A 25,181-nucleotide genomic window follows, 5' to 3' on the forward strand; every position below is an offset into this window, starting at 1 on the left:
GCCGACCGATGCCGCTCGGGCCACCCGGGCGCGCCCGCCGGGCCCGCCCACTATGGCGGGCCAGGCCGTCCGCCCGGGGGCGAATGTGTGTCCGGTCGACATGGTTCGATCCGGTGAACGCGCCGTAGGTTTCCTGCACGCGACGGCGCTGTGACCCCGGTCACCGACCTGGCCGCCGCCTGGTGGGACCTGCGGAGGGTGTGGCGATGGCCGGGCAAGCGATCCTGTCGGCCCGCGGGCTGACCCGGGACTTCCGGGGCTTCCGGGCCGTCGACGGGGTCGACCTCGACGTGGCGCCGGAGTCCGTGCACGCCCTGGTGGGGCCGAACGGTGCCGGCAAGACCACGCTGTTCAACCTGCTCACCGGCTTCCTGCCGGCCAGCGGCGGGCGGATAGAGCTGGCCGGACGGGACGTCACCGGCCTGCCCCCGGAACGGGTCGCCCGGCTCGGGGTGGCCCGCTCGTTCCAGATCACCAGTCTCTTCCCGCAGCTCGCCGCCCGCGAGCACGTCGAGCTGGCGCTCCAGTCCGGCACCGGGCTGGGCTGGCGGTTCTGGCGCTCGACGAAGCTGATGCGCCGCTACCGGGAGCGGGCCGACGAGCTGCTCGCCATGGTCGGCCTCGCCGAGCTGGCCGAGGCCCCCGCCGAGGCCCTCGCGTACGGGCGCAAGCGGGCCCTGGAGCTGGCCCTCGCCCTCGCCCTCGACCCGAAGGTGCTGCTGCTCGACGAGCCCACCGCCGGCATGGGACTGGAGGACGTCGACCGCACCGTCGACCTGATCGCCACGGTCCGCGCCGGCCGCACCGTGGTCCTGGTGGAGCACAACATGAGCGTCGTCGGCCGGCTGGCCGACACCGTCACCGTCCTGCAGGCCGGCAAGGTGCTCGTCGAGGGGCCCTACGAGCAGGTCCGCGCCGACGAGCGGGTCATCACCGCCTACCTGGGAGCCGCGGATGCTGCGCATTGAGAACCTCTCCGCCTGGTACGGCGAGGCGCAGGTGCTGCGGGAGGTGAGCCTGGAGGTGGCCGCCGGCGAGGTGGTCACCCTGGTCGGCCGCAACGGGGCCGGCAAGTCCACCCTGCTGCGCAGCGTGATGGGGCTGCACTCCGGCCAGCGGGGCACGGTCACCCTCGACGGTCGGGACATCACCCGGCTGCCGGCGTACCAGCGGGCGCGGGCCGGGCTCGGCTGGGTGCCCGACGACCGGGGCGCGTACGCCACCCTGACCGTCACCGAGAACCTGACCCTGCCGCCCCGGGTGGGTCCCGACCCGTGGTCCCTCGACCGGATCTACGCGGCGTTCCCGGCCCTGCACACCCGGCGCGACTCGCCGGCCACCCTGCTCTCCGGCGGCGAGCAGCAGATGCTCGCCCTGGCCCGGGTGCTGCGGATGGGCGCCCGGCTGCTGCTCTGCGACGAGCCCACCGAGGGCCTGTCGCCGCTGCTCGTGCGGCAGGTCGGCGACCTGCTGCGGGAGGCCAAACGGCACGGCGTGACCGTGCTGCTGGTCGAGCAGAACCTGCACTTCGCCACCGGCGTCGCCGACCGGCACTACCTGCTGGCCGAGGGACGCGTCGCGGCGGCGATGGACAACTCCGAGGTGCGCTCGCGGGAGCGCGAGCTGCTGGCGTACCTCGGCATCTGACACGACGGCTGACCCGCGCGGACCGCGCGGTACGAAGGGGATGGACATGCGTAGGAGCGTGGGTGTGGCCGCGGCGTCGGCGGCGGCCTTGCTGGTGGCCGGCTGCGGCGGCGGTGGTCCGCAGTCCGGCGGCGACTCGAAGCTGACCGGCGACAAGATCGTGCTGGGCGTGCTCAACGACCAGTCCGGGGCCTACTCGGAGCTGTCCGGGCGGAACTCGGTCAAGGCCGTGGAGCTGGCCATCGCCGACTTCAAGGCCAAGTACGGCGACAAGGCGGTGACCAAGGACATCACCGTGGAGACCGCCGACCACCAGAACAAGCCGGACGTGGCCAACAGCAAGGCCCAGGAGATGTACGACCGCAAGGGCGTCGACGCCATCCTGGACGTGCCGACCTCCTCGGCCGCGCTCAAGGTCGCCGACGTGGTTAAGGAGAAGAAGAAGCTCTACTTCAACATCGGCGCGGCGACCACCGACCTGACCGGCAAGAGCTGCAACAAGTACACGTTCCACTACGCGTACGACACCTACATGCTGGCGCACGGCACCGGCACGGTGACCACCGAGCAGGTCGGCAAGAACTGGTACATCCTCTACCCGAACTACGCCTTCGGGCAGGACATGGAGAAGAGCTTCTCCGCGGCCATCAGCGCGGCCGGCGGCCAGGTGGTCGGCAAGGACGGCGCGCCGTTCCCGAACACCAGCGGCGACTACTCGTCGTTCCTGCTCAAGGCGCCCACGTTGAACCCGAAGCCGCAGGTGCTCGGCACCATGCAGGCCGGCGCCGAGCTGGTCAACGTGGTCAAGCAGTACAACGAGTTCAAGCTCCGGGACAAGGGCGTCGGGCTGGCCGTCGGCCTGATGTTCATCACCGACATCCACTCGCTCACCCCGGCCGCGCTGGCCGGCACCACCTACACCGACGCCTGGTACTGGAACTTCGACCAGCAGAACCGGGCGTGGGCGGACCGGTTCCAGTCCGAGACCGGCACCCGGCCGTCGTTCGCCCACGCGGCCAACTACTCCGCGGCCACCCAGTACCTGGAGGCCGTGCAGGCCGCCGGCACCGACGACGCGGACGCCGTGGTCAAGGGGCTGGAGGGCAAGGAGATCAACGACCTCTTCCTGCGCAACGGCAAGATCCGCGCCGAGGACCACCGGGTCATCCACGACGCCTACCTGGCCCAGGTGAAGCCGCAGGCCGAGGTCGGCGAGCCGTGGGACTACGTGAAGATCCTCAAGACCATCCCGGCGGCCGAGGCGTTCCGCGCCCCGTCGGCCGACTGCAAGCTGTGAGCGCGCGGAGCGAGCCGGCTCTGCGCGCCGCACGGTCGCGACCGACGACGGCGAGGTGACGGGCGGATGTCGGGCTTCCTGCAGAACACGTTCAACGGGTTGGTGGGCGGGGCGTTCTACGCCCTGCTCGCCCTCGGGCTCGCGGTCATCTTCGGCATGCTGCGGGTGGTGAACTTCGCCCACGGCGCCTTCTACATGCTCGGCGCGTTCGGGGCGTACGTGCTGCTCGCCGAGGCGGGCGTGCCGTTCTGGGCGGCCCTGGTGATCATGCCGCTGGCGCTCGGCCTGCTCGGCATGGCGCTGGAACGGGCGGTGATCCACCGGCTGGCCCGGCTGGACCCGCTCTACAACTTCCTGTTCACCTTCGGTCTGACGCTGATCCTCCAGGACCTGGTCAAGTCCCGGTACGGCGTGCAGTCCAGCCCGTACGCCACGCCGGCCGAGCTGAGCGGGACCGTCGACTTCGGGCTCTTCGACTTCCCCACGTACCGGGTCTTCATCCTCGGTTTCACGGTGCTGCTCTGCGTCGCCGTGTGGTGGGTGCTGGGGCGGACCCGGATCGGCACGGTGGTCCGGGCGGCCACCGAGCGGCCGGAGCTGACCCGGGCCTTCGGCATCGACGTGGGCCGGTGGGTCACCCCGGTGTTCGGCTTCGGCATCGCCCTCGCCGGGCTGGCCGGGGTCCTCGCGGCCCCGATGCGCGCGGTCAACCCGCTGATGGGCGCCGACCTGATCATCGTGGTGTTCGCGGTGGTGGTGATCGGCGGCCTCGGCTCCATCTTCGGTTCGGTGGCGGCCGGCTTCGGCATCGGCCTGGTCCAGGCCTGGGGCGAGGCGTACCTGTCGGACTTCCCGATCGTGTCGCAGACCGTCGTCTTCGTGGTGATGGCCGCGGTGCTGCTCTGGCGCCCGGCCGGCCTGTTCGGCCGTGAGGAGGCCCCGGCATGAGCACGAGCAGTGAGCCGGGCCTGCGAGCCCCGCAGCCGCCGACCGGTCCGGCGCCGGGCAGCGCCGTCGACACCCCCGCCGGGCAGGCGGCCCGCCCGGCGCCCCCGTCCGGGCTGCTCACCGTGGCCCGGGCTCCCGGCTGGGTCCGGTACGCCCTGCTCGCGGCCGGTCTGCTGGCGGCGCTGTGGCTGCCCAACGGGCTCTATCCGGCGGTGGCCGTGGACATCCTCTGCTGGGCGCTCTTCGCCGTCTCGGTGGACCTGCTGCTCGGCTTCACCGGGCTGATGTCCTTCGGGCACGCCGCGTTCTGGGGCACCTCGGCGTACGTGACCGGCCTCGTCGCGATCCACGCCGGCCTGCCCTTCCCGCTGGCGGTGCTGGCCGGGGCGCTGGCGGCGGCGCTGCTCGCGGTGCCGATCGGCTACCTGGCGGTCAAGCGGACCGGGATCTACTTCGCGATGGTCACGCTGGCCTTCGCGCAGCTGGTCTACTACGTGGCCAACGAGTGGCGGTCGGTCACCCAGGGCGAGAACGGCCTGCAGGGCGTGCCCCGGGAGTTCTTCGGGCTGGACCTCACCGACGACTACTACTTCTACTACGCGGTCCTGCCGATCGTGCTGCTCGGGCTCGCCGCGGCCTGGCGGATCGTGCACTCGCCGTTCGGTCGGGTGCTGGTCGGCATCCGGGACAACCCGGCCCGGGCCCGCGCGCTCGGCTATCCGGTGCACCGCTACAAGCTGACCGCTTTCGTGCTCTCCGGGTTCCTGGCCGGGCTGGGCGGCGGGCTCTTCGCGGTCGGCCACCGGTTCGTCTCGCTGGACGTGCTGCACTGGACCACCTCCGGCAAGGCGGTCATCGTGGTGGTGCTCGGCGGCATCGGCACGCTGTGGGGCGGGGTGCTCGGCGCGGCCCTGGTGGTGCGCCTGGAGGACTGGCTGTCGTTCTCCGGGTTCGAGGCGATCGGCCTGGTCACCGGCGGCATCTTCGTCCTGGTGGTGCTGCTGTTCCGGCGCGGCATCTGGGGCACGGTCGCCCACTGGGCGCTGCGCCGGCAGGGGCTGCGGCGCCGCTGATCCAGCAAGGGCCGCGGCGCCGCTGATCCTGCCCGGGTGGCGGGCCGACGCCACCGCACCGACGAACCCCCGACGGCCGCGTGCCGCCGGGGGTTCGTCTCATGGGTCGACGGTCCGGTGGCCGGAGGGGGTGACCTGGACCACAAACGATACGAACCGGTTCCGTATCGAAACCTTCTCACCTAGGCTCGTCAGCGTTACGAGTCTGCCCCGTATCGTATTTCGATGCGGGTGAACCGGGGGGAGAAACCGCGTGGAACTGACCGGGAACACCGGACACCCGAGGAGGTGGGCGATCCTGGGGGTGCTGGTGATCAGCCTCCTGGTGGTCGTCCTCGACAACACCATCCTCAACGTCGCCCTGCGCACCCTCGCCGACCCGGTGCACGGCCTCGGGGCCAGCCAGGGCGAGCTGGAATGGGCGATCAACTCCTACACCCTGGTCTTCGCCGGGCTGCTGTTCACCTTCGGCGTCCTCGGCGACCGCCTCGGCCGCAAGCGCTTCCTCATGATCGGTCTGGTCCTGTTCGGGCTCGCCTCGCTGCTCTCCGCGTACGCCCAGGACCCGGCCCAGCTCATCGTCACCCGCGCGCTGATGGGCATCGGCGGCGCCGCCATCATGCCGGTGACCCTGTCGATCATCTCCAACGTCTTCGACCCCCGCGAGCGGGGCCGGGCCATCGGCGTCTGGGCCGGCGCGGTCGGCCTCGCCGTGGCGATCGGCCCGGTCCTCGGCGGCGCCCTGCTCGAGCACTACTGGTGGGGCTCGGTCTTCCTGATCAACGTGCCGGTTGTCCTGCTCGGGGTGGTGCTGGTCGCCGCCCTGGTCCCGGAGTCCCGCGACCCGAAGCCGGGCCGGGTCGACCTGCTCGGTGTGCTGCTCTCCGTGGTCGGCCTGGTCGCCCTCACCTACGGCATCATCGACGGCGGCGAGCACGGCTTCGGCCGGCCGCAGGTCTGGGCCGCGATCGCCGGTGGGCTCGCCGTGCTCGGCTGGTTCATCACCCACGAGCTGCGCAGCGACCACCCGTCGCTGGACGTCCGCCTGTTCCGGGTGCCCCGGTTCGCCGCCCCGGTTGCGCTGGTCGGGCTGGTCTTCTTCGCGGCCATGGGCGTGCTGTTCTTCAACGCGTTCTACCTGCAGCTGGTGCGCGGCTACAGCCCGCTGGAGACCGGCCTGCTCTTCCTGCCCTTCGCCGCCGCCCAGCTGTTCTTCGCCCCGCGCAGCGCGGCGATGGTCCGCCGGTTCGGCGGCCGGGCGGTCGCGGTGGTCGGCCTCGTGCTGACCGCGGTGTCGCTGGGCGGCTTCGTCCTCGTCGACGCGGTCACCCCGATCTGGATGGTGCTGGTCCTGACCTTCGTGCAGGGCGTCGGCATGGCGAACATCATGCCGCCGGCGACCGAATCGATCATGTCCGCGCTGCCCCGGGAGAAGGCCGGCGTCGGGTCGGCGGTCAGCAACACGGTCCGGCAGGTGGCCGGCGCGCTGGGCGTCGCGGTGCTCGGCTCGGTGCTCTCCGCGGTCTACCGGTCCGAGATCGCCTCCGCGCTGGGCGGTCTGCCCGCCCCGGCCCGGGACGCCGCCGAGGAGTCCATCTCCGGCGCGTACGCGGCCGCGGCCCAGCTCGGACCGGTGGCGCCCCGGCTGATCGCGGCGGCCAACGACTCGTTCGTGGCGGCGATGCACTGGGCGGCCGGGTTCTCCGCGGTGGTGGCCCTGCTCGGCGTCGTGATCGCGGTGCGCTGGATGCCGGCCCGCCCGGCGGCTGACCCGGCCGCGGCCCGGCCGGCCACCGAGCCGGAGTTGGCCGGGACCGCGTAGGTTCGGCGACAATGTCTGACATGAACTCCACCGCAGATGCTCCGCGGTCGCCCGGGCGACCGCGGAGCGTCCGCGCGGACGAGGCGATCATCGAGGCCACCCTCGACCTGCTCGCCGAGGGCAGCACCCTCGAGGCGCTCTCCATCGAGGCGATCGCCGCCCGCGCCGGCGTCGGCAAGGCCACCATCTACCGTCGCTGGCCGGGCAAGGACGCGCTGCTGATGGACGCGCTGGGCCGGCTCAAGGGGGTCCCACCGCAGCCCGCCGGGGAGTCCGTCCGGGACGACCTGGTGCTGCTGGTCGGCGCGGTCGGCCACAACGTCGACCCTCGGGCGGCCAAGATCATGCCATGTCTGGTGCCCGAGGTGAACCGCAGCCCCGACCACTTCCAGCTCTACCAGAACATCGTGGCGCCGCGCCGGAAGCTGATGCGGGAGGTGCTGCGCCGCGGCGTGGACAGCGGCGAACTCCGCGCCGACCTCGACATCGAGCTGGCCATGGCGCTGCTCAGCGGCCCCATGCTGCTCCAGCGGGTACTGCGCTGGCACCCCGAGTTGGACGACCGGATCCTGCCCGAGCGCGTCGTGGACAGCGTCCTGGACGGCCTGCGCGCCCGCTGAGCGCGGCCCGGCCGGTGCCCCGCCTGCCTCGCCCCGGAGCCGGTGGCGGCCGGCGTGGCTCCGGGGGCGGTGCGCTCGCTGGTCCCAAGGCCGGTGGCGGCCCCGGACGGGTCAGTTCTCCGGGGCGCGCAGCCGGTGCAGGCGCAGCGCGAGCTGCACCTCCAGGGCCCGCTCCGGCCGCTGCCAGTCCGTGCCGAGCAGCTGGCCGACCCGCTCCAGCCGCTGGGTCACCGTGTTGACGTGCACGTGCAGCAACTCGGCGGCCCGGGCCAGGCTGCCGCCCACCCCGAAGTACGCCTCCAACGTCTTCACCAGCGCGGTGCCCCGGCGGGCGTCGTAGTCCAGCACCGGACCCACCGTGGCGGTGAGGAACCGCGCCACGTCCCGGTCGCCCGAGTCGCCCACCGCGCCCAGCAGCAGCCCCACGAAGCCCAGCTCGGCGGTGCTCGCCCCCTGCCCGGCGCGGCCCAGCGCGCCCAGCGCGGTCAGGCAGCGCTCCGCCTCGGCGAACGTGGTCGCCAACGACGCCGGCCCGCTCGACGGGCCGCTGGCCCCGGCGGTCACCGGCCGACCGGTCACCCGGGACAGGTCCCGGGCCACCGCCCGCGCCGCCCCGCCCGCGTCCCGGCCCGGCAGCATCAGCACCACCCGGCCGTCGCGCGCCGCCGCCAGCCCGCCCCGGGTCGAGGCGTACGTGGTGGCCCAGGAGAGCACCCGCTGCCGGGCCGAACCGGTCGCGGCGAACGCGTCGTCGCCGACCGCCACCAGCACGTGCGGCGCGTCCAGGTCCACCCCGAGCCGGCGGGCCCGGCTGCGCAGCGCGTCGGCGTCCCGCAGCGGCCGGGCGATCAGGTCGTCCAGCAGCTCGCCGCGCACCCGCCCCTCCGCCTCGGCCACGGTCCGGCGGAACAGCAGCAGCAACGCGGTGACCAGCGCGGCCCGCTCCATGATCCGCTGGTCGGCGTCGGCCAGCTCACCGTCCGGGCGCAGCACCAGCGCGCCCAGGTTCTCCGCGCCGGCCACCACCGCGGCGTACCAGAGCGGACCGCGGCGCACGCTGCGCCCCTCGGTCCGGGACGCGGCCACCGCCTCGACGATGTCGGCCCGGTCCGGCTCCTCGATCTCGCCGACCCGGGCCAGCCGCCGCCCCTCGGCGTCCAGCGCCAGCAGCGCCCCGCCGAGCACCTCGGTGACCGCCGCGGCCACGTCCTCCATCCCGCCGCCGCGCACCACCAGCGCGGTCATCCGGTCGTGCGCGGCCGCCGCCCGCTCCACCGAGCTGCTGTGCGCCCGGATCGTGCTGTTCGCCGCCGACAGCTCCTCCAGCGCCGACCGGGTCTCCGCCAGCAGCCGGGCCGTGTCGATCGCCACCGCCGCGTGCGCGGCGAGGGAGACCAGCAGCGACACCTCCTCCCGGGCGAACGGCCGGGCCGACCGGTTGGCCGCGTAGAGCACGCCGATCACGCTGGACCCGAGCCGCAGCGGCACGCCCAGGATGGCCACCAGGCCCTCCTCGCCCACCCCGCCGTCGATCTCCCCGGTGTGCTTGAACCGGTCGTCCTCCTGATAGTTCGAGGTGACGTACGGGGTGCCGGTCTGGGCCACCAGCCCGCCCAGCCCGTCGCCCATCTCCAGCCGCAGCCGCTGGAACCGCGCCGAGATCGACCCGTCGGTGACCCGCATGTACGTGTCGCCGCGCTCCTCGTCGTTGAGCGTCATGTACGCCACGTCGGTGCCGAGCAGGATCCGGGCCCGGTGCACGATCGCCCGCAGCACGTCGTCCACGTCGCGCAGCCCGGCCAGGTCGCTGGCCGTGTCGTACAGGCCGGACAGCTCGGTCTCCCGGCGCCGGCGGCGCTCCAGCAGCGCGCGGACCCGCAGCGCCACCACCTTGGCCTGCTCCAGCTCGGCCAGCCGGTCGGCGGGCAGACCGGCCGCCCGGGCGGCGACCAGCGGGCCCTCGAACTCGACGGCGGCGGCCTCCCGGGCCAGCAGTTCCAGGAACTCGACCGGCGACGACATGACCGACATTGTGCGCGCGGCCACTAGTTGGCCGTCCAGCCCCCGTCGAGGGCGATCGAGGCGCCGGTGATGAACGCGGCCGGCGGCGAGCAGAGGTACGCCACCAGCTCCGCCACCTCCTCCGGTTCGATCAGCCGCTTGATCGCCGCCCGGGCCAGCATGATCTTCTCGACCACCTCGTCCTCGCCGATGCCGTGGCTGGCCGCCTGGTCGGCGATCTGGCTCTCCACCAGCGCGGTCCGCACGTACGCCGGGTTGATGCAGTTGGCGGTCACCCCGTGCGCGGCGCCCTCCAGCGCCACCACCTTCGACAGCCCTTCGAGGGCGTGCTTGGCCGAGACGTAGGCGGCCTTGAACGGCGAGGCCCGCAGCCCGTGCACGGAGGAGATGTTCACGATCCGGCCCCAGCCGGCCGCGTACATGTGCGGCAGGGCGCGCCGGATCAGCAGGAACGGTGCCTCCACCATCACCCGCTGGATGTACTCGAAGCGCTCGGTGGGGAAGTCCTGCACCGGCGCCACGTGCTGCAGGCCGGCGTTGTTGACCACGATGTCCACGGCCACGTCGAGCGTGTCCACCGCCGCCGGGTCGGCCAGGTCGATCCCCTCGGCCCTTCCGCCCGCCTCGGCGGCGACCGCCTTGGCCGCCGCCACGTTGCGGTCCACCACCAGCACCGCCGCGCCGGCGGCGGCCAGGCGCAGGGCGCAGGCCCGTCCGATGCCGCTGCCACCACCGGTCACCAGGGCGCTGCGACCGGAGAGGTCGACGCGTACGACGTGGGGGACCGCCACGGGTTCTGCCGTCATGGCGCACAAGCTACGAGCTGCGGTGGCCGGCGGCACATGGGGCTGCGACACATACTCGACCGATTCAGTGTGTGGCGGATTGCGGCCCGCCCGGACCGGTGGGCGTGTCCCGCCCGACCGCCGTCCGGCGGCACCAGTAGGGTGTCGAACACACGTACTGCTGGTGGCTCGGGGAGGAGGCGGCGTGCGGGTGCTCGGCGTCGACCCGGGGCTGACCCGGTGCGGGGTCGGCGTGGTCGAGGGCGTGCCGGGGCGGCCCTGCACGCTGGTCGCCTACTACGTCGTCTACACCGACCCGGCCGACGAGCTGCCGCTGCGCCTGCTGCACCTGGACCGCTCGCTGACCGACCTGGTGGCCGAGCACCGGCCGGACGCGGTCGCCGTCGAGCGGGTCTTCACCCAGCACAACGTCCGCACCGTGATGGGCACCGCCCAGGCCAGCGGGATCGCCGTGCTCGCCGGGGCGCGGGCCGGCCTGCCGGTGCAGACGTACACGCCGAGCGAGGTCAAGGCGGCGGTGACCGGCTCCGGTCAGGCCGACAAGGCGCAGATGACCACGATGGTCACCCGGCTGCTGCGGCTGCCCGAGCCGCCCCGGCCGGCCGACGCCGCCGACGCCCTGGCCCTGGCCATCTGCCACATCTGGCGCGGCGGCACCCGATCCAAGCTGGCCGCCGCGGCCGAGCGGGCACGACGAGGAGGACTGCGATGATCGCCAGCGTGCGCGGCACGGTGATCGCGACCGCACCGGACCACGCGGTGGTGGAGGTGGGTGGCATCGGCCTCGCCGTGCAGTGCGCCCCGGCCACCCTCGCCGACCTGCGGGTCGGCCAGCCCGCGCGGCTCGCCACCAGCCTGGTGGTACGGGAGGACTCGCTCACCCTCTACGGCTTCGCCGACGACGACGCCAAGCAGCTCTTCGAGCTGCTCCAGACCGCCAGCGGGGTGGGTCCCCGGCTGGCTCAGGCGGTGCTCGCCGTGCACACCCCGGACGCGGTCCGCAAGGCCGTCGCCAACGCCGACACGGCCGCGCTGACCCGGGTGCCCGGCATCGGCAAGAAGGGCGCCGAGCGCCTCGTGCTGGAGCTGCGCGACCGAATCGGTCCGGTGCCGGTCGGGCCGGACGGCGCCGCCGGGGTGACCGTGGGCGCCTGGCCCGAGCAGGTCCGCCAGGCGCTGGTCGGGCTGGGCTGGACGGCCGGCCAGGCCGAGCAGGCGGTGGCCGCCGTCGCGGAGACCGTCGACGGCGAGGTGCCCCCCGTGCCGGTCCTGCTCAAGCAGGCCATCCGCCTGCTGGGCCGGACCCGATGAGCGCGAGGACGCGCGTTCCGGGGCGGCTCGCGTGGGACGCGGCCGAGCCGGAACGCGCGCTTGAGCCGGTTTTGCGAGCCCCGCAGTCGCGAATGAAGATCAGCTCATGAGCGGCGAGAACCTGGTCTCGGCGTACGTCGGCGACGGGGAACTGGACGCGGAGGCCAGCGTCCGGCCGAAGCGGCTGGAGGAGTTCATCGCCCAGCACCGGGTCCGCGACCAGCTCGACCTGCTGCTCAAGGGCGCGATGCGGCGCGGCTCCCCACCCGACCACATCCTGCTCTCCGGGCCGCCTGGCCTGGGTAAGCCTGTTTCGGTGGACGCCCTCGTGCTGCTCGAGGACGGGTCACGGCGACGGCTCGGTGACATAGTCGTGGGAGATCGGGTCATCACCCGGACCGGCGTGAGCGCCCGGGTGACCGCCGTGCATGAGCAGGGCGAGCTGGACTCGGTCAGGATCCGGACCACCAGTGGGCGAGAGGTGGTGGCCGCGCCAGATCACCCGTTCTGGACCCCTGAGGGCTGGATCAAGGCCGGCGATCTCACCGATCGGGACTATGTCGCCAACGTGCTCTGCCCGGACCTGGTGGCGGACAGCATCCAGGATGTCGACGAGTACAAACTCGCCGGGTACCTGATCGGCGACGGATGCACGACCAACCAGGTCACCTTCACCGGCGGGGACGAGGACGTGCTCGCCGACTTCCGGTCGACCTGCGACCGGCTCGGGTATGGGCACAACACCAGGCCCAACAGCGCCCGCAGTTCCCTCATCAGGATCTCAGGTCTCCGGCCCTGGCTGGAGGAACACGGCCTGCTCGACAAGAACGCCTGGCAGAAGCGGGTGCCCGAGTTCGTCTTCCGCGGCGACAGCTGGCAGGTGGCGGCGTTCCTGGGTGCCTACTTCGCCTGTGACGGCACGGTGAGCCGTCGGGGACGTGACCGGTACGACGTGGTGGTCGAGTTCTACAGCGTCTCGCGAGGGCTGCTCGAGGACGTGCAGCACCTTCTCCTGCGGCTCGGCGTTCAGTCACGGCTCAAACTGAAGCGGGGGCGTTACCAGGGGCGGCCGCACGAGTCCTGGCGCCTGAGCGTCACCAGCCAGGACGACGTGGCACGGTTCGTGCAGCGGGTCACGGTGATCGGCGAACGGGGTCGGCGGCTGGCTGAGTGGGCACCGCGACGGGATCGGTTCGAGGAGCGGCTCGCCGCCGATCGGGTGGCCTCTGTCGAGGCCGTGGGCCTGCGGGAATGTCGATGCCTGACCGTCGACGGAGACCACACCTTCACCGTGAACGACTTCGTGGTGCACAACACCACCCTGGCCAATATCGTGGCCGCCGAGCTGGGTGCGGGGATCCGGGTGACCAGCGGCCCGGCGATCGAGCGCTCCGGTGACCTGGCCGCGATCCTGACCAGCCTCACCGAGGGCGACGTCCTGTTCATCGACGAGATCCACCGGATCGCCAAGCCGGCCGAGGAGCTGCTGTACAGCGCCATGGAGGACTTCCGGGTCGACGTGGTGGTCGGCAAGGGGCCGGGGGCCACCGCCATCCCGCTGGACGTCGAGCCGTTCACCCTGGTCGGCGCGACCACCCGGTCCGGCCTGCTGACCGGCCCGATGCGGGACCGGTTCGGCTTCGTCGCGCACCTCGACTTCTACGCCCCGGCCGACCTGGAGGCGCTGCTGCACCGCTCGGCCCGGATCCTCGGGGTGCCGATCACCGACGAGGGCGCGGCCGAGATCGCCGGTCGGTCCCGGGGCACCCCGCGGATCGCCAACCGGCTGCTGCGCCGGGTGCGCGACTTCGCCGAGGTCCGGGCCGACGGGGTGGTCACCCTGGAGACCGCCCGGGCCGCGCTCACCGTGTACGACGTCGACGCCCTCGGGCTGGACCGGCTGGACCGGGCGGTGCTCTCCGCGCTGGTCGACTCGTTCCGGGGCGGGCCGGTCGGGCTCTCCACCCTGGCCGTGGCGGTGGGGGAGCAGCCGGACACCGTGGAGGAGGTCTGCGAGCCGTTCCTGGTGCGGGCCGGCCTGCTGGCGCGGACCCCGCGGGGCCGGGTCGCCACCGAGGCGGCCTGGCACCACCTGGGGCGTACCCCGCCGAATGGTACATTTGGCGCGGATGCTCCTCCGGTGCCCGATCTGTTCTCGGCCCAGACCGATCAGCCGTGATCCGAACGTGATCTGTGCCGCATTCGGCGTTCCCAGGAGCACGGACTAGACTTCGCCGCGGTCTGTACAGGACGTGAGAATCCGCCTCCGCTCCGGCGCCCTCGGGCTCGGACGGAGGCCAATGGGAAGGTCAACAACTGTGCCTCTCGCACAAACCGGTAGCGGGGCCGGCGGTCTGACGCCGATCCTCATGATCGCCCTGCTCTTCGGGGTCATGTACTTCATGATGATTCGCCCGCAGCAGAAGCGGCGCCGCGAGGCCGAGCAGATGCAGTCCCAGCTCGGCCCGGGCGACGAGGTGGTCACCATCGGCGGGCTCTACGGCACCGTCGTGGCCGTCGAGGACGACAGCGTCCTGCTGGAGGTCGCCCCGGGCGTGCAGACCCGGTACGCGCGCCCCGCGATCGCCCGGGTCACCACCCGCGCCGAGCGCCCGACCGAGACGGTCAGCGAGGACGCGGAGCCGGTCAAGGAGTGAGCCGCCGGCCCCGGACGGGGCAGCGGATTCGTCGACACAAGTGGATAGTTGGGGCGGCGTCCGCCGCCGACAGGCGAGTGCCCGCCCGGTGCCCCCGCGCCGGGTCCGGTGGCCGCGCCGGCCGGTGACGCCGACCCGTCAGAGCCGTCGGGCGGACACCCCCGGCCCGACCTTTCGTCGCCGCTGCCCAGCGGTGCGACCGTACAGGGAGACAAGACAGCCGTGGCACCACCTCAGGGACAGATGCGCCCCGGACGGCAGTTGGCCGTGCTCGGGCTCATCTTCGTCGTCCTCTATCTCTTGGTGTTCTTCTCGGGCGGCGCCAAAGGGGGCTGGCAGGACCGGTTGGAGCCCCGGCTCGGCCTGGACCTGATCGGCGGCACCCGGCTGACGCTCGAGGCCACCAACACGGTGGACGGCAAGCCCCCGACCGCCGCCAACCTCGAAGAGGCGCGCCAGATCATCGAGAACCGGGTCAACGCCTACGGCGTGGCCGAGGCCGAGGTGGTCACCGAGGGCAACCGGAACATCGTCATCTCCCTGCCCGGTCAGAACCGGGACCTGACGAACGTCGGTGAGGCCGCCGAGCTGCGCTTCCGCAAGGTGCTCAAGGCCACCGACGGCAGCGGCGCGGCCGCCCAGCCGGCCCCGTCGGCCAGCGCCACCCCGAAGCCGTCCGGCAGCGCGTCGCCGAAGGCGACCGCCGGCGCGGGCGCCAAGGCCAGCGCGACGCCGAGCGCCGGCGGGCAGGGCGGCATGGCCCCCACGCCCAGCGCCAGCGCCAGCGCCGCCGCACCGACCGCGTCGGCCACGCCGAGCGCCGCCGCGCCGAGCCCGAGCGCCAGCGCCGAGCCGGTGCCGCAGAGCATCGAGCAGCAGCGCAAGGCCATCGAGCAGAAGGTGGGCGCGGCGGCCTGGGCCGCCGCCTCCGGCCTGCAGGCGCCGGCCGACCTGGCGACCGACCCGTCGCTGGCCGACAAGCTCAAGCCGTTCGGCACGCTCTCCCCGCAGGAGGTCGCGGTGCTGCCGGTCGGGATCCAGTTCAACGTCCCGACCATCACCTGCGCCCAGCTCGACAAGCGCCCGGCCGCCTCGATCAAGAACGAAAACGAGCAGGCGGTGGCCTGTGAGGCCGGCGCCAAGTACCTGCTCGACAAGGCCAAGGTGCTGGGCACCGACGTCGACGACGCCAACGCGGTGCTCGACCAGACCAGCTCCTGGGTGGTCAGCCTGAACTTCACCGGCAAGGGTCAGGAGAAGTGGACCGCGCTGACCCGCGAGGCGTTCAACAACGAGGGCCAGGCCTGCGACCAGACCGCGCTCGGGCAGGACGGCAAGTGCCGGGTCGCCGTGGTGCTGGACAACGAGATCGTCTCCTCGCCGGAGATCCAGGGCGTGCTGACCGGTGACTCGCAGATCACCGGCAGCTTCGACAACAAGACGGCGAACACGCTGGCCAGCCAGCTCCGCTACGGTGCGCTGCCGGTGACCTTCGAGCCGCAGGAGCAGCAGAACGTCACCGCGACGCTGGGCGACAGCCACCTGAAGGCGGGTCTGCTCGCGGCCGGCATCGGCATGCTGCTGGTCATCATCTACTCGTTCTTCTACTACCGGCTGCTCGGCTCGGTCATCTTCCTGAGCCTGGTGCTCTCGGCGTTGCTGGTCTTCGGCGCGCTGGTGGTGCTCGGCCGGTCGATCGGCTTCACCCTCACCCTCGCCGGCATCGCCGGCATGATCGTGTCACTCGGTGTGGCGGCGGACTCGTTCGTCATCTACTTCGAGCGGCTCAAGGACGAGATCCGCGAGGGGCGCAGCCCGCGCAGCGCGGTGCCCCGGGCGTGGGTCCGGGCCCGCCGGACGATCATCTCGGCGAACGCCATCACCCTGATGTCCGCCGTGGTGCTCTACATCGTCTCGGTCGGCGCGGTGAAGGGCTTCGCCTTCGCGCTCGGCCTGGCGACCGTCCTCGACCTGGTCGTCGTCTTCCTCTTCCGTCACCCGATCATGACGATGTTCGCCCGGACCCGGGCGTTCCTGTCCCCGCGGGTCAGCGGTCTGGGCCGCGCCCTGCCGGCCCGGTCGGCCGAGCAGGCCACCGCTCGCAACCCGCGCGTCAAGGAGGCCTGAGATGGCTAAGAGTGGTCTGGCGTCCCGGCTCTACCGGGGCGAGGCCGATCTCAACATCGTCGGCCGGCGCAAGCTCTGGTTCGCCGTCGCCGGTGCGCTGGTGCTGATCGCCGTGCTCAGCTTCGCGGTCCGCGGCTTCAGCCTCGGCATCGAGTTCGCCGGCGGCAACTCGTTCCAGGTGCCGGCCAGCGTCGGCACCCTGGACCAGGCGGAGGACAAGGTCAACGCGGCGCTCGCCGCCAAGGGCGACGGCGCCACGGTGGTCACCGCGCAGAAGGTCGGCGGCACCAGCGGCGAGTACTACGAACTGCGCACCGGCCAGCTCACCGCGGAGCAGGCCAACGAGGTCAAGACCGAGATGGCGCAGTCGTTCGGCATCCAGGCCGACCAGATCAGCGGCAGCCAGGTCTCCGAGGCGTGGGGCAGCCAGGTCACGTCCCGGGCCCTGCTCGGTCTGCTGATCTTCGTGGCCGTGGTGGCGATCTACCTGATCCTCCGCTTCGAGTGGCGGATGGCGGCCGCGGCGATCGCGTCGCTCTTCACCAACCTGCTGCTCACCGCCGGCATCTACTCGCTGGTCGGCTTCGAGGTCACCCCGTCGACGATCATCGGCTTCCTCACCATCCTGGGCTTCGCGCTCTACGACGTGGTGGTGGTCTTCGACAAGGTCCAGGAGAACACCCGGGGCATCACCGCGAGCAACAACACCACCTACGGCGAGGCGGCCAACCTGGCGCTCAACCAGAGCCTCATGCGGTCGCTGAACACCTCGGTGGTCGCCCTGCTCCCGGTCGGCGGTCTGCTCTTCATCGGTGCCGGCCTGCTCGGCGCGGGCACCCTCAAGGACCTCGGCCTGGTGCTCTTCGTCGGTATGGCGGTGGCGTTCCTGACCTCGATCCTGCTGGCCACTCCGCTGCTGGTGCTGCTGAAGAACCAGGACCCGCGGATCAGCGCGCACAACAAGCGGGTGCTGGCCCGCCGGGGCGCCATCGCCCGGGGCGAGCTGGCCCCGAAGGGCGCGCCGCGTGCCTCGGCGGCGGCCGAGCCGGCCATCGACGCGGAGGCGGCCGCCCTGGCCGGCGCCGCCCCGAAGGTGGGCGCCCGGCCGGCCGGCAAGCGCCCCACCGGCGCCCGGGGCGGCCGCCCCGCCGGCGGCGGGGGCAACCGGCCGGGCGGCGCGAAGCGCCGCTGAGCCGGACCGGGGCGACCCGGTAGGAACCGACCGGACGGCGTCCGCCATGCTGTGCGAGCAGCATGACGGACGCCGTCGTCGTTGAAGGGACATGGGACGTACCGTGACGGAGACGCACACCAGCGGGGTACGGGGAGACAGCGGCCCGGAGGTCGCCCGGCTGGTCGCCAGCCGGGTGCTGGACGTGCCCGACTTCCCGAAACCGGGGGTCATGTTCAAGGACCTGATGCCGCTCTTCGCCGACGGCCGGGTTTTCCGCGAGGTGATCGACGGGATCGTCGCGTACCACGGGCGTGACTCGTTCGACACGGTGGCCGGCATCGAGGCGCGCGGCTTCGTGCTGGCCGCGGCCATCGCGTACGCCACCGGGGTCGGCGTGGTGCCGGTGCGCAAGGCCGGCAAGCTGCCCCGGGCCACCCACTCGGCCTCCTACGCCCTCGAATACGGCGAGGCGACGCTGGAGGTGCACCAGGACGCCTTCACGGCCGGCCGCCGGGTGCTCGTGGTCGACGACGTGCTCGCCACCGGCGGCACCGCCGAGGCCACCCTCGATCTGGTCGAGCGGGCCGGCGGCACGGTCGCCGGCTTCACCGTGCTGCTGGAGCTGGGCTTCCTCCAGGGCCGGGAGCGGCTGGCGCCGCGCCCGGTCCATGCCCTGCTGACCGTTTGACGTCCCGGCCCGTCGGGCGGACCCGCCGGGGTCCGTCCGGCGGAGCGGCGACGTACCGTGCGTGCGGGTAGCATTGCCCATTGCTGACCGGGCGGGTGGACCGTCCGGCGGCGCGACGACCGGCCGGACGGCCGGCGCGGCGCGTGGTCGCCGGGACCGTGCGGTCCCCCGGTGGCCGGACGCGAGCCACGTCGACCGGGGGCGGTCGGCGCGGAACAACGCCGGCCCCCGGGCTGGTTGAACAGGACGTCGGCCGCACGGCCGGCGCATCCCCGGCGAGCGGTGAGGAGGCCGGTGTCCCACGATGTCGTCCCTCCGGTGGAGGGCACGGTGCACCCGACAGGCGACGCGGACGGCTCGGTGACCGAGCGCAACGGCAACCCGCCGGCCCGGGTGACGGGCGGTTCCGGCGGTGGGTCTGACGCCACGGCGGACGGCGGGGCGGTCGTGGTGCCGTTCCCGGCCGACGGCCCGGGGGACGCCTCGGCCGGCGGTGGTTTCGCCCTGTCCAACGCGCCGACCGGTCGGCGGGTGCGCGCCCGCCTGGCCCGGTTCAACGCGCCCTGGCAGACCTCGCAGGTCAGCGAGGTGCTGGAGCCGCTGATCGCGACCCACCGGGAGAACCACCCCAAGGCCGACGCCCGGCTGCTGCAGCGCGCCTTCGACACGGCTGCGCGGTGGCACTCGGGTCAGTACCGCAAGTCCGGTGACCCCTACATCACCCACCCGCTCGCGGTCGCCACCATCCTGGCCAACCTGGGCATGGACACCACCACCCTGGTCGCGGCGTTGCTGCACGACACCATCGAGGACACCGAGTACACCCTCGACGCGATGCGGGCCGACTTCGGCGGCGAGGTGGCCCTGCTGGTCGACGGCGTCACCAAGCTGGACAAGGTCAAGCTCGGCGACGCGGCCAAGGCCGAGACCATCCGCAAGATGGTCGTGGCGATGGCCAAGGACCCCCGGGTGCTGGTGATCAAGCTGGCCGACCGGCTGCACAACATGCGTACCCTGACCTTCCTGCCCCGGCCCAAGCAGGAGCAGAAGGCCAAGGAGACGTTGGAGATCCTGGCCCCGCTGGCGCACCGCCTCGGTATGAACACCATCAAGTGGGAGCTGGAGGATCTGGCCTTCGGCACGCTCTTCCCGAAGCGGTTCGAGGAGATCAACCGGCTGATCGGGGAGCACCAGCCGCAGCGCGAGGCGCTGCTGCGCCAGGTGACGCAGAAGGTGTCCACCGACCTCAAGGCCGCCAAGATCAAGGCCGAGACGACCGGCCGGCCGAAGCACCTCTACTCGATCTACCAGAAGATGATCGTGCGGGGGCGCGACTTCAACGACATCTACGACCTGGTCGGGGTGCGGATCCTGGTCGACACGGTGCGGGACTGCTATGCGGCGCTGGGCGTCATCCACGCCAACTGGCAGCCGGTCCCGGGCCGGTTCAAGGACTACATCGCCATGCCCAAGTTCAACATGTACCAGTCGTTGCACACGACGGTCATCGGGCCCACCGGCAAGCCGGTGGAGATGCAGATCCGCACGTACGCGATGCACCGCACCGCCGAGTTCGGCATCGCCGCGCACTGGAAGTACAAGGAGCACAAGGGCACCCCGGTGGTGGGCCCGCCGGCGCACATCGACGAGATGACCTGGCTGCGCCAGCTGCTGGACTGGCAGCGCGAGGCGGCCGACCCGAGCGAGTTCCTGGACGCGCTGCGGTTCGACCTGTCCAGCCAGGAGGTGTACGTCTTCACCCCGAAGGGTGACGTCATCCCGCTGCCGACCGGGTCGACGCCGGTGGACTTCGCGTACGCGGTGCACACCGAGGTCGGGCACAAGTGCATCGGGGCGCGGGTCAACGGCAAGCTGGTGCCGCTGGAGTCCACGCTGTCCAACGGCGACGTGATCGAGATCTTCACCTCGAAGTCCGACACGGCCGGCCCCACGCAGGACTGGCTCGGTTTCGTCAAGAGCCCGCGCGCCCGCACCAAGATCCGGCAGTACTTCAACAAGGAGCGGCGCGAGGAGGCGATCGAGGCCGGCAAGGACTCGATCGTCAAGGCGATGCGCAAGCAGGGCATGCCGTTGCAGCGGATGCTCACCTCGGACGCGCTGATGGCGATCGCCCGGGACCTGCACCTGGCCGACGTGGCCTCGCTCTACGCGGCGGTCGGCGACAGCCAGGTCTCGGCCCAGTCGGTGGTGCAGAAGCTGATGGCCGCGTACGGCGGCGAGGAGGGCGCGGCGGAGGACATCGCCGAGACCGCCGTCGCCACCCGGCCGCCGCGCAGCCGGCAGAGCAGCAGCGACCCGGGCGTCGTCGTGCGGGGCGTCAGCGACGTCTGGATCAAGCTGGCCCGCTGCTGCACGCCGGTGCCGCCGGACGCCGTCTTCGGTTTCGTCACCCGCTCCGGCGGGGTGAGCGTGCACCGCGACGACTGCGCCAACGCCGAGGACCTGCGGGCCCAGAGCGAGCGGGTGGTCGAGGTGAGCTGGAAGCTGACCTCGGCCTCCACCTTCCTGGTCGCCATCCAGGTCGAGGCGCTGGACCGGCACAAGCTGCTCGCCGACGTCACCCGGGTGCTCTCCGACGAGCGGGTCAACATCCTCTCCGCGACGGTCACCACCACCCGGGACCGGGTGGCGGTGAGCCGGTTCAGCTTCGAGATGGCCGACCCGAAGCACCTCGGGCACCTGCTGGCCGCGGTGCGCAAGGTCGACGGGGTGTTCGACGCCTACCGGGTCACCTCCGGCGCCTGATCGGGACACCGAAAAGCGCCCGCCGGCTCAGGCCGACGGGCGCTTTTCGGTGTGCCGGGCGGGTCAGCCGCCCTGGATGTCGCTCATCGTCAGCTTGTTGATGACGATCTCCTTCTTCGGGTGACCGCCGCCGGCCTGCTTGGCGAAGGCGCCGTCGTCACCGGCCGCCGCCACCTGCTTCACCACGTCCATGCCACCGGTGATCGTGCCCAGGACGGTGTAGTTGGGGTCCAGCGGGGAGTCGCCGTAGACGATGAAGAACTGGCTGCCGGTGCTGCCGGGCTGGCCGGAGTTGGCCATCGCGATGACGCCCTCCGGGTACGGCGGCCGCTGGTCGGTGGGCAGGTTCTCCTCGGGCAGGTTGTAGGACGGCCCGCCGGTGCCGTCGCTGGCCCGCCAGCCCTTGCCGGTGGCGCTCGGGTCGCCGCACTGGAGCACCTTGATGCCCTCGGTGACCAGGCGGTGGCACTTGGTGTTGTCGAAGAAGCCCTTGCTGGCCAGGTGGGTGAAGCTGCCGGCTGTGCAGGGCACCTTGCTGCGGTCCAGCTTCGCGGTGATCGGGCCCAGGTTGGTGTCGATGGTCATCGTCTGGGTGCCCTTGTTGCTCTGCTGGTTGTCCGGCAGGCCGACGTCCTTGATCTGCTTGGAGCGGGCCTCGGCCGGGACCTCGGTGAAGGCGCACTGGGAGAAGCCGGCCGTGGTCGCGGCGTTCTGCTTCTTGTCGTCGTCGCCGCCGAGCGAGGTGGCCAGCCAGACGGTGCCGGCGACCACGAGCACCAGCACGGCCGCGGCGCCGACGATCGCCTGCGTCTGCCGGCGCTTGCGGGCCCGGGTGGCCCGCTCGGCCATCTCCCGCTCCAGTCGGGCCCGCGCCGCCGCGCGCTGCCGCTCTCTCGTGGACGTCACGGTCACTCCTCCGGTGTTTCTCGGCTGCGGCGCTGCCGCTGCTGCTCAGGGGTCGGGTCGGGTCAGCCGGCGCTGGGGCTGGGGCTGGCCGCGGGCGCGCTGGTGGCCGGGGCGTTCTGCACCTCGCCGACGGTGAGGCTCTGGATCACCACGTCCGTCTTCGGCTTGACCTTGGCTCCGCTGCCATTGTCCACGGTCGGCTGCGCCCCGATCTTCTCCAGCACGTCGAGGCCGCCGGTGACCGTGCCGATCACCGGGTACTTCGGCTCCGCCGGATCGAAGTCCTTGAAGAAGAGCAGGAACTGGCTGCCGTTCGTCCCCGGCGGGTTCCCGATCATGGCGACCGTGCCCTTCGGGTACGCCGGCGCCGGCTTCGGCGCGCCGGAGGCCGACGGGCTCGGCGCCGGGGTCGGCACGTTCTCGTTGTAGAACGAGTAGGTCGGGCCGCCGATGCCGGTGCCGCTCGGGTCGCCGCAGCGCAGCGCGCCCTCGCTGGTGATCTCGTGGCAGGTGGTGTTGTCGTAGAACGACCGGCCGGCGAGGTGGGCGATGCTCGCCGCGGCGCACGGGGCGGAGGCGAGGTCGAGCTCGGCGGTGATCGGGGCGCCCTGGTTGGTGGTGACCGTCATCGGGCGGGTGCCGGCGGTGGGCAGGCCGGTGGTGGCCGGCCGGCCGACGTCCTTGAGGTTGGTGTTGGCACCGGCGTCCTGGGGGGTCCAGACGCAGACGTCCTCGGCGGCCTTCTGGCCGGGCTTCGAGTCGAACGCGCCGAGCGCCCAGGCCGAGCCGGCCGCGATCAGCACGAGCACCACCGCGGCGCCGACGCCGGCCTGGATCTGCCGGCGGCGCTTCGCCGCGGCGGCCCGCCGGGCGAGCTGCCGGTCGAGCTTCGCCCGCGCCAGTTTGCGCTGCCGGTCCCTGCTGGAAGCCACCCGTGCTCCCCTTCCTCTGCCCTGGTCCTCGCCGGCGTCCGGGCGGTGCCCGCCCGTCGGGTGCGCAGGTGCGCCACGCCACACGCCCGCCAGAGTGTACGGGTACCGACTGGGAAAGTGGTGTACGAGGTACGACCCCGGTTTATCGGGCGGTGTCACTGTGCCTGGTGGGGTCGCCGGGACCGGTGGGCCGACGAAACCGGGTGGCCGGTGCGACTAGGCTGCGGGGAGGACGACGAGCGGACGGAGAGGGGAGCGGACGTGCTGGTTGCCGGCTTTCCCGCCGACGCCTTCGGCACCAACTGCTACGTGGTGGCGACGGCGCCGGGGGAGCAGTGCGTGGTGGTCGACCCTGGCATCGGGGTGCTCGACCGGCTCGACGCCGTGCTCGCCGAGCACCGCCTGCACCCGGCCGCCGTGCTGCTCACCCACGGCCACCTGGACCACACCTTCTCCGTCGCGCCGGTCTGTGGCGCCCGCGGCATCCCCGCGTACGTCCACCCGGACGACCGGGAGCTGCTTGCCGACCCGAGCAAGGCGCTCTCGATGGACCTGACCCAGCTCTTCGGTGGCCGGCTGCCCTACGCCGAGCCGGAGGACGTCGCCGAGCTGACCGACGGCGGCACGCTCCGCCTGGCCGGGTTGGAGATCACCGTCGACCACGCCCCCGGCCATACCGGCGGGTCGGTGCTGTTCCGGATGCCCGGCGCCGGCTCGCCCTGGGAGGCCGAGCAGATCTGCCTCTCCGGTGACGTGCTCTTCGCCGGCTCGATCGGCCGCACCGACCTGCCGGGCGGCAGCCTGCCCCGCATGCTGTCCAGCCTCCGGGAGAAGGTCCTCCCGCTGGCCGACGACACCGTCGTCCTGCCCGGCCACGGCCCCGCGACCACCATCGGCCGCGAGCGCGCGAGCAACCCGTACCTCATCGAGGTGGCGGAGTCCGGCGACGCGCGCCCGGCCGCGCCCACCCGCGGTCTGTAGCCACCGCGGCCCACCAGCCCACCGCGCGGTCCGCGCGGCATCAAGGAGTACGCCATGAGCAAGCCCACGCCCATCTCCGGCTTCCCGGAGTGGACGCCCGCCCAGCGGATGATCGAGCAGTTCGTGCTCGACCGGATCCGCGCCACCTTCGAGCTGTACGGCTTCGCGCCCCTCGAAACCCGCTCGGTCGAGCCGCTGGACCAGCTGCTGCGCAAGGGGGAGACCTCCAAGGAGGTGTATCTGCTGCGCCGGCTGCAGGCCGACCCGGAGGCGGGCGCCGGCGACGACTCCCTCGGCCTGCACTTCGACCTGACCGTGCCGTTCGCCCGGTACGTGCTGGAGAACGCCGGCAAGCTGCAGTTCCCGTTCCGCCGCTACCAGATCCAGAAGGTGTGGCGGGGCGAGCGCCCGCAGGAGGGCCGCTACCGGGAGTTCCTCCAGGCCGACATCGACATCGTCGACCGGGACACCCTGCCGGCCCACTACGAGGCGGAGATGCCGCTGGTCATCGGCGACGCGCTGCGCTCGCTGCCGATCCCGCCGGTACGCATCCAGGTCAACAACCGCAAGATCTGTGAGGGCTTCTACCGGGGCATCGGGCTGACCGACCCGGAGGCGGCGCTGCGCGCCGTCGACAAGCTCGACAAGATCGGCCCGGCGGCGGTGGCCGAGCTGCTGGCGGAGACGGCCGGGGCCAGCGAGGCGCAGGCCAAGGCGGTGCTGGCCCTCGCGGAGATCTCCGCGCCGGACGCCTCCTTCGCCGACGCGGTGCGCGCCCTCGGGGTGAGCGACCCGCTGCTCGACGAGGGCATCGCCGAGCTGACCGCCGTGATGGAGACCGCCGCCGCGCACTCGCCCGGCCTCTGCGTCGCCGACCTGCGCATCGCCCGCGGCCTGGACTACTACACCGGCACCGTCTACGAGACGCAGCTGGTCGGGTACGAGCGGTTCGGCTCGGTCTGCTCCGGCGGCCGGTACGACAACCTGGCCAGCTCCGGCAACGTCCGCTTCCCCGGGGTGGGCATCTCCATCGGGGTGACCCGGCTGCTCGGCCTGCTCTTCGGCGCGGGCGCGCTGTCGGTATCCCGGGACGTGCCGACCTGCGTGCTGGTCGCGGTGACCGCCGAGGAGGAGCGGGCGGCCAGCAACAAGGTGGCCGAGGCGCTGCGTTCGCGGGGCATCCCGACCGAGGTGTCGCCGAACGCGGCCAAGTTCGGCAAGCAGATCCGGTACGCCGAGCGGCGCGGCATCCCGTACGTCTGGTTCCCCGGCGCCGAGGGTGACGAGGTGAAGGACATCCGCTCCGGCGAGCAGGTGGCCGCGGCGGCGGGAGAGTGGAATCCGCCCCGCACCGACCTGAAGCCGCTGGTGGGACCGGCTGCCGCTGGCGCCTGACGACGATTG

General features: G+C 72.5%; 21 protein-coding genes and 2 pseudogenes. 19 read left to right on the forward strand and 4 right to left on the reverse strand.

The features are described 5' to 3' along the window. The first annotated feature begins 206 nt into the window (after positions 1 to 206). The 7 genes from LQ51_RS14400 to LQ51_RS14430 all read left to right on the forward strand — a co-directional run bounded on the left by LQ51_RS14400 (position 207) and on the right by LQ51_RS14430 (position 7,407). The gene (locus tag LQ51_RS14400) at positions 207 to 968 is read left to right on the forward strand and encodes an ABC transporter ATP-binding protein (RefSeq protein ID WP_046566106.1); all 762 of its coding nucleotides are present in this window, start codon (positions 207 to 209) and stop codon (positions 966 to 968) included. Beyond that, positions 955 to 1,647: an ABC transporter ATP-binding protein gene (locus LQ51_RS14405; protein ID WP_046566051.1), complete on the forward strand. Its 693-nt coding sequence runs from the start codon at positions 955 to 957 to the stop codon at positions 1,645 to 1,647. Before LQ51_RS14400 ends, LQ51_RS14405 begins: the two co-directional genes overlap by 14 nt. A 40-nt stretch (positions 1,648 to 1,687) precedes the next feature. Further along, positions 1,688 to 2,944 carry an ABC transporter substrate-binding protein gene (locus LQ51_RS14410; RefSeq protein ID WP_046566054.1) on the forward strand — a complete coding sequence of 419 codons (1,257 nt, stop codon included), beginning with the start codon at positions 1,688 to 1,690 and terminating at the stop codon, positions 2,942 to 2,944. Positions 2,945 to 3,010: 66 nt separating this feature from the next. After that, positions 3,011 to 3,892, forward strand: a complete 882-nt coding sequence (locus tag LQ51_RS14415) for a branched-chain amino acid ABC transporter permease (RefSeq protein ID WP_046566056.1) — start codon at positions 3,011 to 3,013, stop codon at positions 3,890 to 3,892. Next, positions 3,889 to 4,965, forward strand: coding sequence for a branched-chain amino acid ABC transporter permease (locus LQ51_RS14420; RefSeq protein WP_231605746.1), 1,077 nt, complete (start codon positions 3,889 to 3,891; stop codon positions 4,963 to 4,965). Before LQ51_RS14415 ends, LQ51_RS14420 begins: the two co-directional genes overlap by 4 nt. A 253-nt stretch (positions 4,966 to 5,218) precedes the next feature. Further along, positions 5,219 to 6,787: an MFS transporter gene (locus LQ51_RS14425; RefSeq protein WP_046566058.1), complete on the forward strand. Its 1,569-nt coding sequence runs from the start codon at positions 5,219 to 5,221 to the stop codon at positions 6,785 to 6,787. Between the two features lie 11 nt (positions 6,788 to 6,798). Then, positions 6,799 to 7,407 (forward strand): TetR/AcrR family transcriptional regulator, encoded by a 609-nt coding sequence (locus LQ51_RS14430; protein WP_046566060.1) that lies wholly within the window; start codon positions 6,799 to 6,801, stop codon positions 7,405 to 7,407. Positions 7,408 to 7,518: 111 nt separating this feature from the next. Here LQ51_RS14430 and LQ51_RS14435 read toward each other — a convergent pair whose 3' ends face one another. Next, complete coding sequence (locus LQ51_RS14435) at positions 7,519 to 9,438, reverse strand: helix-turn-helix domain-containing protein (protein ID WP_046566061.1); 1,920 nt, start codon at positions 9,436 to 9,438, stop codon at positions 7,519 to 7,521. Positions 9,439 to 9,452: 14 nt separating this feature from the next. Then, positions 9,453 to 10,235, reverse strand: a complete 783-nt coding sequence (locus LQ51_RS14440; protein ID WP_046566063.1) for a 3-hydroxybutyrate dehydrogenase — start codon at positions 10,233 to 10,235, stop codon at positions 9,453 to 9,455. A gap of 184 nt (positions 10,236 to 10,419) precedes the next feature. On the opposite strand from LQ51_RS14440, the gene ruvC reads away from it, so the two are divergent. From ruvC to LQ51_RS14480, 10 genes and pseudogenes are all read left to right on the forward strand, one after another. After that, positions 10,420 to 10,947 (forward strand): crossover junction endodeoxyribonuclease RuvC, encoded by a 528-nt coding sequence (gene ruvC, locus LQ51_RS14445; protein ID WP_046566065.1) that lies wholly within the window; start codon positions 10,420 to 10,422, stop codon positions 10,945 to 10,947. Then, positions 10,944 to 11,546, forward strand: a complete 603-nt coding sequence (gene ruvA, locus LQ51_RS14450; protein ID WP_046566066.1) for a Holliday junction branch migration protein RuvA — start codon at positions 10,944 to 10,946, stop codon at positions 11,544 to 11,546. Before ruvC ends, ruvA begins: the two co-directional genes overlap by 4 nt. A 106-nt stretch (positions 11,547 to 11,652) precedes the next feature. Beyond that, a pseudogene (locus LQ51_RS32740) lies at positions 11,653 to 11,863 on the forward strand (Holliday junction branch migration DNA helicase RuvB); the annotation flags it as partial. Positions 11,864 to 12,030: 167 nt separating this feature from the next. Continuing rightward, positions 12,031 to 12,669 (forward strand): annotated as a pseudogene (locus LQ51_RS34540) (LAGLIDADG family homing endonuclease); the annotation flags it as partial. Then, positions 12,670 to 13,725, forward strand: a complete 1,056-nt coding sequence (gene ruvB, locus LQ51_RS33925; protein WP_046566110.1) for a Holliday junction branch migration DNA helicase RuvB — start codon at positions 12,670 to 12,672, stop codon at positions 13,723 to 13,725. A gap of 139 nt (positions 13,726 to 13,864) precedes the next feature. Further along, the gene (gene yajC, locus LQ51_RS14460) at positions 13,865 to 14,203 is read left to right on the forward strand and encodes a preprotein translocase subunit YajC (RefSeq protein ID WP_046566068.1); all 339 of its coding nucleotides are present in this window, start codon (positions 13,865 to 13,867) and stop codon (positions 14,201 to 14,203) included. Positions 14,204 to 14,425: 222 nt separating this feature from the next. Continuing rightward, the gene (gene secD, locus LQ51_RS14465; protein WP_197087722.1) at positions 14,426 to 16,330 is read left to right on the forward strand and encodes a protein translocase subunit SecD; all 1,905 of its coding nucleotides are present in this window, start codon (positions 14,426 to 14,428) and stop codon (positions 16,328 to 16,330) included. A 1-nt stretch (position 16,331) separates the two neighbouring features. Next, positions 16,332 to 17,522 (forward strand): protein translocase subunit SecF, encoded by a 1,191-nt coding sequence (gene secF, locus LQ51_RS14470; RefSeq protein WP_046566072.1) that lies wholly within the window; start codon positions 16,332 to 16,334, stop codon positions 17,520 to 17,522. Between the two features lie 103 nt (positions 17,523 to 17,625). Further along, complete coding sequence (locus LQ51_RS14475; protein ID WP_046566112.1) at positions 17,626 to 18,192, forward strand: adenine phosphoribosyltransferase; 567 nt, start codon at positions 17,626 to 17,628, stop codon at positions 18,190 to 18,192. Between the two features lie 294 nt (positions 18,193 to 18,486). After that, positions 18,487 to 20,958: a RelA/SpoT family protein gene (locus tag LQ51_RS14480; protein ID WP_046566073.1), complete on the forward strand. Its 2,472-nt coding sequence runs from the start codon at positions 18,487 to 18,489 to the stop codon at positions 20,956 to 20,958. A gap of 63 nt (positions 20,959 to 21,021) precedes the next feature. Here the strand turns inward: LQ51_RS14480 and LQ51_RS14485 are convergent, their stop codons facing one another. Together LQ51_RS14485 and LQ51_RS14490 are read right to left on the reverse strand one after the other, a co-directional pair. After that, positions 21,022 to 21,864, reverse strand: a complete 843-nt coding sequence (locus tag LQ51_RS14485; protein WP_046566113.1) for a peptidylprolyl isomerase — start codon at positions 21,862 to 21,864, stop codon at positions 21,022 to 21,024. Between the two features lie 62 nt (positions 21,865 to 21,926). Next, positions 21,927 to 22,796 (reverse strand): peptidylprolyl isomerase, encoded by an 870-nt coding sequence (locus LQ51_RS14490; RefSeq protein ID WP_046566074.1) that lies wholly within the window; start codon positions 22,794 to 22,796, stop codon positions 21,927 to 21,929. Positions 22,797 to 23,057: 261 nt separating this feature from the next. On the opposite strand from LQ51_RS14490, the gene LQ51_RS14495 reads away from it, so the two are divergent. After that, positions 23,058 to 23,777, forward strand: a complete 720-nt coding sequence (locus tag LQ51_RS14495; protein ID WP_046566077.1) for an MBL fold metallo-hydrolase — start codon at positions 23,058 to 23,060, stop codon at positions 23,775 to 23,777. A gap of 54 nt (positions 23,778 to 23,831) precedes the next feature. Further along, positions 23,832 to 25,172: a histidine--tRNA ligase gene (gene hisS / locus LQ51_RS14500; RefSeq protein WP_046566079.1), complete on the forward strand. Its 1,341-nt coding sequence runs from the start codon at positions 23,832 to 23,834 to the stop codon at positions 25,170 to 25,172. Positions 25,173 to 25,181: the final 9 nt, after the last annotated feature.

This window comes from Micromonospora sp. HK10 (assembly GCF_000982955.1).
Taxonomy (GTDB): domain Bacteria; phylum Actinomycetota; class Actinomycetes; order Mycobacteriales; family Micromonosporaceae; genus Micromonospora.

Coding starts and splice junctions, on each gene's coding strand:
- LQ51_RS14400 (WP_046566106.1), top strand. CDS start 207: ATGGCCGGGCAAGCGATCCTGTCGGCCCGCGGGCTGACCCGGGACTTC.
- LQ51_RS14405 (WP_046566051.1), top strand. CDS start 955: ATGCTGCGCATTGAGAACCTCTCCGCCTGGTACGGCGAGGCGCAGGTG.
- LQ51_RS14410 (WP_046566054.1), top strand. CDS start 1,688: ATGGACATGCGTAGGAGCGTGGGTGTGGCCGCGGCGTCGGCGGCGGCC.
- LQ51_RS14415 (WP_046566056.1), top strand. CDS start 3,011: ATGTCGGGCTTCCTGCAGAACACGTTCAACGGGTTGGTGGGCGGGGCG.
- LQ51_RS14420 (WP_231605746.1), top strand. CDS start 3,889: ATGAGCACGAGCAGTGAGCCGGGCCTGCGAGCCCCGCAGCCGCCGACC.
- LQ51_RS14430 (WP_046566060.1), top strand. CDS start 6,799: ATGTCTGACATGAACTCCACCGCAGATGCTCCGCGGTCGCCCGGGCGA.
- LQ51_RS14435 (WP_046566061.1), bottom strand. CDS start 9,438: ATGTCGGTCATGTCGTCGCCGGTCGAGTTCCTGGAACTGCTGGCCCGG.
- LQ51_RS14440 (WP_046566063.1), bottom strand. CDS start 10,235: ATGACGGCAGAACCCGTGGCGGTCCCCCACGTCGTACGCGTCGACCTC.
- ruvA (WP_046566066.1), top strand. CDS start 10,944: ATGATCGCCAGCGTGCGCGGCACGGTGATCGCGACCGCACCGGACCAC.
- secF (WP_046566072.1), top strand. CDS start 16,332: ATGGCTAAGAGTGGTCTGGCGTCCCGGCTCTACCGGGGCGAGGCCGAT.
- hisS (WP_046566079.1), top strand. CDS start 23,832: ATGAGCAAGCCCACGCCCATCTCCGGCTTCCCGGAGTGGACGCCCGCC.